The 8,018-nt window shown below is 66.2% G+C and carries 5 protein-coding genes, 1 tRNA gene and 2 rRNA genes; 7 read left to right on the forward strand and 1 reads right to left on the reverse strand.

The window, feature by feature from the left end; genetic code table 11:
• The 7 genes from G579_RS0113120 to G579_RS18385 form a co-directional block, all read left to right on the forward strand.
• Positions 1–113: ribosomal RNA gene (locus tag G579_RS0113120) — 23S ribosomal RNA — on the forward strand; the annotation flags it as partial.
• A 70-nt stretch (positions 114–183) separates the two neighbouring features.
• Positions 184–299 (forward strand): 5S ribosomal RNA (gene rrf / locus G579_RS0113125).
• Positions 300–379: 80 nt separating this feature from the next.
• The gene (locus G579_RS0113130) at positions 380–1,366 is read left to right on the forward strand and encodes a biotin--[acetyl-CoA-carboxylase] ligase (protein WP_028990536.1); all 987 of its coding nucleotides are present in this window, start codon (positions 380–382) and stop codon (positions 1,364–1,366) included.
• Positions 1,359–2,150, forward strand: a complete 792-nt coding sequence (locus G579_RS17635) for a type III pantothenate kinase (RefSeq protein ID WP_081662800.1) — start codon at positions 1,359–1,361, stop codon at positions 2,148–2,150. The genes G579_RS0113130 and G579_RS17635 overlap by 8 nt, the downstream gene beginning before the upstream one ends.
• Positions 2,151–2,225: 75 nt before the next feature.
• Positions 2,226–2,301 (forward strand) — tRNA-Thr (locus tag G579_RS0113140).
• A 490-nt stretch (positions 2,302–2,791) separates the two neighbouring features.
• Entirely contained in the window at positions 2,792–6,019 is a 3,228-nt protein-coding gene (locus G579_RS0113145; protein ID WP_269137067.1) for a choice-of-anchor D domain-containing protein, read from the forward strand.
• Positions 6,020–6,494: 475 nt separating this feature from the next.
• Positions 6,495–7,694, forward strand: coding sequence for a PAS domain-containing protein (locus G579_RS18385; RefSeq protein WP_051181647.1), 1,200 nt, complete (start codon positions 6,495–6,497; stop codon positions 7,692–7,694).
• A gap of 13 nt (positions 7,695–7,707) precedes the next feature.
• On the opposite strand, the gene G579_RS0113155 is transcribed toward G579_RS18385, so the two are convergent.
• The coding region (locus G579_RS0113155; RefSeq protein ID WP_028990538.1) for a transposase at positions 7,708–8,018 on the reverse strand (311 nt) is incomplete at its 5' end.

Here is an 8,018-nt window from a genome sequence, read left to right on the forward strand (position 1 = left end):
AGCCTGGAAGGCTCCTGAAGGCCCGTGGAAGACCACCACGTTGATAGGCGGGATGTGGAAGTCCAGTAATGGATGCAGCTAACCCGTACTAATCGGCCGTGCGGCTTGACCATATAACGCCAAAATGGCTTTGGGTCGGGCGCAGCAGCAAACTTGTGCGCTACTCTTCCTGTTTTGTTTTTGCCTGGCGGCCATAGCGTTGTGGACCCACCCGATCCCATCTCGAACTCGGTCGTGAAACGCAACCGCGCCGATGATAGTGGGGGGTCTCCCCCCGTGAAAGTAGGTCACTGCCAGGCACCCAATCACCCCCCCACAAACCCCCAGGCCCACGCCCGGGGGTTTGTTTTTGTCGGGCGGGGCTGACTATAATCCCTCCATGCTCACCTCCCTGCAGAAATCCCTGCTGTCCTGCCTTGCCGATCAAGACTTGCATTCCGGGGCCAAGCTGGCCGCCAGCCTGGGTGTCAGCCGCACGGCAGTGTGGAAGGCGGTGCATCAGCTGCAGGAGGCGGGCTTTCCTGTCATCCACGCGCCGGGGCGCGGCTACCGATTGGCTTTTCCCTACCAGCCGCTGAGCGCCGAGGCCATCCGTGCGGCGGCCGGCGCGGAGACCGCTCCGGCAGAGATCCAGGTGCACGATCTGATCGACTCAACCAATACCCATTTGCTGGAACTGGCGCGCCAAGGTGCGGCACATGGCGCGGTCGTGCTGGCGGAAGGGCAATTGCGCGGCCGCGGCCGGCGCGGGCGGGCGTGGTGTTCTCCCCCGGGAGAAAACCTCTATCTTTCCGTGCTGTTGCGCTTTGACCGGCCTGTGGCCGCACTCGGCGCCTTCACTCTGGTCGCCGGTCTGGCGTTGGCGGAGGCGCTCAATGAGTTGGGTATCCGCGGGCACGGGGTGAAGTGGCCCAACGATGTGTGGCACCAGGAGCGCAAGCTGGCCGGCATCCTGTCGGAGCTGCAGGGCGAGGTGCAGGGCCCCTGCGCCTTGGTGGTGGGCATCGGCGTCAACGTGCACGCACGGGAAAGCGGCGCTTTGCCGGTGGACCAGCCATGGACCAGCCTGGCCCTGGTGCAGCCGGGTGCAGCTCCCGATCGCAACGTTCTGGCCGGCCGCCTTCTCGCCCAGTTGTTCCGCGCTTACGAGCTCTTTTGCCAGTCGGGCCTGGGCGCCTTCGAGGGCCTGTGGGAGCGCTATGATTTGCTGCGTGGTCGGGAGGTCCAGGTCAGCGGCTTGCGCGAGTCCCTGGTGGGCATCGCTTGCGGCGTCTCCCCCGAAGGTCATCTGCGCGTGGCTGCCGGCGGGCAGGTGCATCATCTGCACTCCGGCGAAGTGAGCGTGCGTCCCCACGGCCATGCCTGAAGCAAGGCAGCCGCTCTTCGTGCACGTGGGCAATACCCACACCGTGTTGGCCCTGGCCGGGGTGGGGGCTTTCCGCAAATGCGTCCTGCCGACGCCGCGCAGCCCGGCCGACGTGGAGGCCTTGCAGCGGGAGCCAGCCTGTCGCGAACTGCTCGACGCAGCCGGGGCCTGTTACCTCGGCGGCGTCGTGCCGGAAGCGATGCAGCTCCTGGCGCAGCGCCTGCCGTTGCAGCCGTTGTCCCGCCGCCGGGCGGCGTCGCTGCTGGACATGGACTACAATCCGCCGGACAGCCTGGGCTTTGACCGTCTGTGCAAGCTCCTGGCCGCCGCTGCCATGCATCCGGGTGAAACCACCATCGTGGTGGATATGGGCACGGCCACCACCATCGACCTGCTGCTGGAGGCGCGCCGTTTCGCCGGTGGCCTCGTCATGCCTGGCGAGCAGGCCTGCCTGGATGCCCTGCATGCCGCTACTGCCCTGCTGCCGCAGCTCGAAGCCGGTGGCGGCGAGGCGTATCGATCGGCCGGCGTGGGCACGAAAACGAGCGAGTGCATGCATCTGGGTGTGGACGCCATGATCGTCGGCGGTCTGCGCCAAGCGTTGGATGGCCTGTTGTCCGCCCATCCGGGTGCCGGGCTGCTGATCACCGGCGGCGGCGCAGAGCGCTTCCTGCCGGTCCTGCAGGGGCTGTATCCCTTGCGCTATGAGGCGGACCTGGTGCTGCGGGGCATGCAGGTGCTGGCTGGGTTGGAGACTGCTGCCCTTGGCCGGGGAGATCCCTGATTCTAAAGGAAGTTTTTGCGCCGGCAAAAGGCCAAGATTGATTACCATGCTACCCTTGCCTAGAATACCTCAAACGCTGGCGTAGCTCAGTTGGTAGAGCAGCTGATTTGTAATCAGCAGGTCACGGGTTCGAGTCCGGTCGCCAGCTCCAGACAAGCGTGCAAACTGAACGGCCCGGCTGGCGACAGCCGGGCCCTTTTATTTTGGTCCAGACAGCCACCAGGATCGTCTTCTTGATTTTTGCATGAGTGCCTCATCGCTGATGCTCTTCAATCCCGAGGGCATGCCGAATGCAGCTTTCGGCGTGCAAGCAGGCACAAGTTCCGCCCGCAGGGATGCGCACTCCACAATTCCTCTGCTAGGGCAAAAGACGGATTCCGTTTCCTCAGTAATTCACTAAGTTAAAGTCATTGTCGCCCGGTCTCGGCGGATTACCAAGGCAGAGCACCCCGAGAACAACAAACACAAGCGTGGGCAAGAGGCGGCAGGCTATATCCCGGATCGATCACAGCAAGCTTCCCCCGTAAGGGGCTGGATACCAGGCGGCGCCGTACAGGCGAGCGTGTCCGTTGCGGGCTTTCGTCGCGGCTGCGGTGGGGCAGTATGCGGTCCTTTTCTCGAATGCCGAAAGGAGGTGCTGGGTGAAGACGGCAATTGCACTTAGTGGAGGCGGCGCGAGAGGCGCTTTTCAGGTGGGCGCGGTGAAGTGCCTCTATACGGCATTTGGGATTCGGCCGGATCTGCTGACGAGCAGCGGCATGGGCTCGATGAATGCGGCCAAGCTCGCCGAGGGACGGACGGCGGACGAGCAGCGCCAGGCGGTGCGGGAGTTGGAGCACATCTGGAGTCGGCTGCAGGCGTGGGAGGATCTGTTTCAGCCGCAGCCATGGTTGGTCGGCCTGCTGCAGGCGGCGGGCGGCCCGGAGGCGCTTTTCGGGACGGCGGCCGGGGAGGATGCCCTGGACCATCCGGCGGCCGCGATGCTGCTGGCGGCGCTGCAGCATGGCGGAGCGCTGGCCAAGGCGGCGAAGGGGGCGCAGGAGGCTGCCCTGTTCACGTTGGACCCGCTGGCGGCACTGTTGCGCGAGCGGGCAAACCTGGATCCGGCACGGGTGGCGCAGGGCACCGAACTGCGCATGGCCGTGACCAGCTTGGCATCGGGAACGCTGCGCTGGGCAACCGGAGACGGGCGGCTGCTGGAGGGGGATAACGTCACGGTCGTGGCTTCGGCAGCGCCGGATGCGGTGGCACGTTGCCAAGCGGCGGCTGCAGCTTACGGGGCCTTGCAAGAGGAGATCGGCTCGCGCCTCAAGGCGCGGCGCGCGGCCAAGCCGGCCAAGCGCAAGGCGGAGCTGACGCGCGAGATCCGCGCGCTGCAGATGCAGGCCGGCCAAGCCTGGGACGCGCTGCAGGGCTGCTTGGCCGAGGGCGCGACTGCCACGGCCCGGGTCGATCTGGTTGCTGCGGTGTTGGCTGCGGCAGCGGCTCCGGGCCTGCTCCCGCCCGTGGCGCTGGGCCTGGAATCCTATGTCGGAGCGGTTGCGGCGGATGTGCCGGTGCGCTTGGCTCTGCAGATGGGAGCGGGCGAAGTGTATGCCATTGACGCTTCCAGCCTACGGGAGCCCCCGCCGGCCGTGCCCCAGGGCCTCGCCGACGTATTGGCCCAGGCTTTGCGCCACCCGGGATCGCAGATGGAGGATGGCGTCCACGGGGCAGCGAGCCGGCAGGGCGCGGCCGTGCATGTGATTGCGCCGAGCTTCGACGTGCACGGCACCATGCAGGTCGATCCCGGCCTGATTGCCATCAACACGGACTATGGCTTCATGCGCGCCGGCGACGTGCTCTCCCGGGTGGCCGGCTTCGACCGCGCCCGGGCGGTCGTCCTGTCCGATGCCATCACCCGGTTGCGCCGGGATACCTGGGAGCTGGAGCTTGATTTCGCAGCGGCTGCGGCGCCGGCGCGCCGCCGTCAGCAGCATGCGCTGTTGCGGGAGATCAGGCTGCGCAAATGGGTGCTCGGACATCTGGTGGCAGCGCGGCAGGCCTTGGCGGCGCCGGTGCCGGCGGAGGCGGTGCAATGGTCCGGGCGCTGGGAGCGCCATCTGCTGAACCAGCTCACGGCGCTGTCCACGCCATGGGCGGCATTGGCCGGCGCGGCGGAGAGCACGCCCGCGGATTCGCCGGCGGGTTTTGTCCCGGATGGATGGCTGCTGCGGGAAAGCGGGGGCGAGACCTGCGTGCTGCTGCGGGGCGCGCTGTTCCCGGTGCCGGACGAGGCGGCGCTGCGCGACATCGGCTATGCGGCTGCGCCGGTGGTGGTCGAACTGCCCGCGGGCGCGCTCACGGCCTTGCCGCGCGTGCCGCAAGGGGAGCTGCTGTTGCAGGAGGCCGGCAGCGACCAAGTCTGGTACTGCAACGGCACCCGCCGCCATCCGGTGGAGCGCCCGGCGGTGCGCGCGGCCCTCGGCATGGAGCAGGCGGCAGTGCAGGTGCTGCCCCGCGGCGCGCTGGCGCAGATTCCGGACGGCGGGCCAATCGACTGGATCGGCGGACTGGCGGTGACCGACGGCGCGCTGAACGCCTTGCGCGAGTACACGCCGGTGCCGCAGCTGGAAGAGAGCGAGACAGTGCACGAATGCTGCCTGCACAATCGGGGCAAGCTGCCGGTGACGGTCACGGCTGTCCGGGTGGAGGGGGCGGCACAAAGCGCCTTCGAACTGCTCACGGACTTGCCGTTTACCGTGGCGCCGGGCGCCCGCGAGGCGCTGCGCCTGCGTTTCCGCGCCGCCAGGGCCGGACCCGTGGAGGGCGCGTTGGTCATCGAGAGTGACGATGCCTTGTTTCCGCACATCAGCTTGCCCTTGCGCACCGCGGTCAGGGCTCTCGGCCCGCGGGGCAAGCTGCGCATCGTGACGCCGAGCCTGGCATTCACGGACAGCATCGTGGGACAGCAGCGGACCCGGACCATCACGCTGGAGAATGTCGGCAATCAGACCGCGCAGCTGGTCGAGCTGCGGCTCACCGAGGAAATGCCGGCTGGCCAGTTCGCACTCCCGGCCGAGCCGTTGTCAGAGGTGCCGGCCGGTCAGTCGCGGGACCTTGTCGTCACGCACGCTCCGGATCGGCGCGGCGATGCCAGTGCGGTTGTGCTGCTGAAAGTGCAAGGCGATGCGACCTACTTCGAGGAGCACAGCGTGGCGTTGCGCGCCGAGGGCGTGACCAGTCCGCGCATCGCGATCGAGCCCGCGCAGCTGGATTTCGGCGCCATCACGCCCGGGATCGCCAAGAGCCACTCCTTCGCGATTGCCAACAAGGGCGACGCACCGCTGACCGTGCACGCCATTGCCGGCGAGGGTGGCAAGCAGAGCTTCCGGCTCGATCCGCCGCTGGATTTGCCCATCACCGTGGCGCCCGGCACGGCGACCATGCTGCAGGTGCTTTACCACAACCCAGCGCCGGGCCAGGCCGACAGCGAGGCTCTGCTGATCGTCAGCGATGATCCGGAACACCCGCAGATGCGGCTGCACCTGCAGGGTGCCACGGGCAACCCGCGCATCCACTTCCCCGACTTCATCAACTTCCACCGCGTGCGCAGGGTGCCGGCCCAGGCCGAAGTGATGTTGAGGAACATCGGATCGGGCGATCTGGTCGTGAAGGAGATCGCCCTGGAAAGCGGGGCCGACTTCAGCCTGCTCGGCATTTCCCGGTTGCCGATGACCATCGCCGCAGGCGCCGAGCACGTGTTCAAGGTGCAGTTCAACGCGGGCATGGCCGGGCGCCGCTATCGGGATCGCATCATCGTGCGCAGCAATGGCGCCTTCCAAGGCAGCCCGGTCAAGATCGGGGTGCAGGCCATGCTGGTTTGGTGAAAGGCTGCAAGCACCCTCGCCGCCGTGGCGCGCTGCGAGCGGCTTGGCACGGAAGTGGCATTCCGCCAGGGTGGGGCATCGCTCAGCCGTGATCCTTGCCCGGGTGAATGCAGCCTAGCCTGCGGTACAGGCGGCGCACAGCTCCCATGTCGCTCATCGGGCTGCATTGCGGATTGCAATCGTGCGTTTGCAATCCGCAATGCAGGGTCTATACATAATTCATATATCAACACGACAGTTCGATCCTGGCGCTTTGCCTGCTCGGCTCGGAGGGGAATATCCGAGCGGTGCAGGCCGGTAATCCCTTCCGACCCGCTACCCGCGAAGCGACCGCATGCCGCACGCCGCCTCCCTTCCCGCTACGCTGCTGGCCAACAGGCCTCTCGTCCAGGCCTTTCGGCTGTTGGCCGGCTTGCTTGGGCTCTTTGCCGTTTTGTACGGGGTGCACGCTTGGCATGCAGAAAAGAGTGAGGAAATGGGCCGCCTGCTGCAGTTGAGCGGTTTTGCCGCCAAGGCGGCGGATCAGTTCTTCGACCACTATGTCTCGGCCGAGCGCCTGCTGGCGCTGCAGTTGCAGGATGTAGATGCTGTGCACCATCCTGAGCGCGCCCGGGCGCTATTGCTGCGCTTCCAGCGGAGCAACCCGGATTTGGCCTCGGTCAACCTGATCCGGCCCGACGGCCAAGTGCTGACATCGACCGCGGTCGAGCCGGGCGGACCGTTGCCGCATCTGCGCGATTACCCCCAGATTTGGCCCCAATTCCAGGAGACCATTGCGGGCACCCGGATGCATATTCTGCAGCCCTACGTGGGTCCTCTGCTGAAAAGATGGGTCATCCCGCTGCAGTACCCGGTGCGGGATGCGCAGGGGCGCTTGCAATTCGTGCTGGCCGCTACGCTCTTGCTCAGCCATCAGCAGGCGATCTGGCGCGACCTGACCCTGCCGCGGGGAGCTGTGATCGGCTTGATCCGGGAGGATGGCTATCTGGAGAGCCGCTGGCCGAATCCGCTGGACTACTCCATCATCTACGGGGAGCCCCGGACCGGCCCGCTGGCCAGGGTGCTGCGCGCCCAGCCCGACCGGATGCAGGGGACCTATGAGGGTAAGACCAACGTCGACAAGCAGTTCCGCCTGGGGGGGTACCATCGCCTGGCCCGCTATCCGCTGACGGCGTTCGTGACCGTGCCGGCGAGCGTGGTATGGCAGGCTTGGCTGGAGCGCATGCAGGTGCCTTTGCTGCTGTTTCTGCTGCTGGGCACGGGCGGAGCGGCGGTGTATCGTCTGGCTCTGCGCTGGCAGGCAACCTTCGAGCAGGAGTGCAAGCGGGTGGATACCCTGCTGGAAGGCCGGCGCAAGGCTCTGTCCGACATCAAGTTTGCTTTGGACCAGGCGGCGATCGTCGCGGTGACCGACAGCACGGGGGCCATCATTGATGTGAACGACAAATTTTGCGAGATTGCCCAGTATTCCCGTCAGGAGTTGCTCGGGCAAACCCATCGCCTGATCAATTCCGGCTACCATCCGAAGGAGTTTTTCAACGGCCTCTGGCAGACCATTTCCAAGGGCGAGGTTTGGCGTGGGGAGGTCAGGAATCGGGCCAGGGATGGCTCCTACTATTGGGTGGACACGACCATCGTGCCTTTTCTGGGTGCTGATGGCAAACCTTTTCAGTAGGCTCTGTTGAATTTCAAGTGGGTTGCCGGGCATGAGGGTTGATCACTGCGAAGTCGAGCTTGCCGGCGATCAGGAAGATGACGGTTCTGATAGTGGTGAAGCGGGTGAAGCCGCGAGCGCGGCGCTTGGCGGACTGAAACAGGCCGTTGAGCGCTTCGAGGAAGCCGTTGGTCTGGCGGGTCTGGGCCCAGGCGACGATGCCCTCGAGGTGGCGACGGACCATGGCGGCGACCTCCTTCATGGGTTCGACCTTGGAACGCATGACGCAGGTGCACCAGTGCTTGAGCATGTCGCGTGCCACGTTGATCTGCTTGCGCGCGAGGA

It is taken from the genome of Thermithiobacillus tepidarius DSM 3134 (assembly GCF_000423825.1).
Taxonomy (GTDB): domain Bacteria; phylum Pseudomonadota; class Gammaproteobacteria; order Acidithiobacillales; family Thermithiobacillaceae; genus Thermithiobacillus; species Thermithiobacillus tepidarius.

Excerpts from the sequence above, each read along its gene's own strand:
- G579_RS17635 (WP_081662800.1), top strand. The coding sequence starts at position 1,359 with ATGCCTGAAGCAAGGCAGCCGCTCTTCGTGCACGTGGGCAATACCCAC.
- G579_RS0113130 (WP_028990536.1), top strand. The coding sequence starts at position 380 with ATGCTCACCTCCCTGCAGAAATCCCTGCTGTCCTGCCTTGCCGATCAA.
- G579_RS18385 (WP_051181647.1), top strand. The coding sequence starts at position 6,495 with ATGGGCCGCCTGCTGCAGTTGAGCGGTTTTGCCGCCAAGGCGGCGGAT.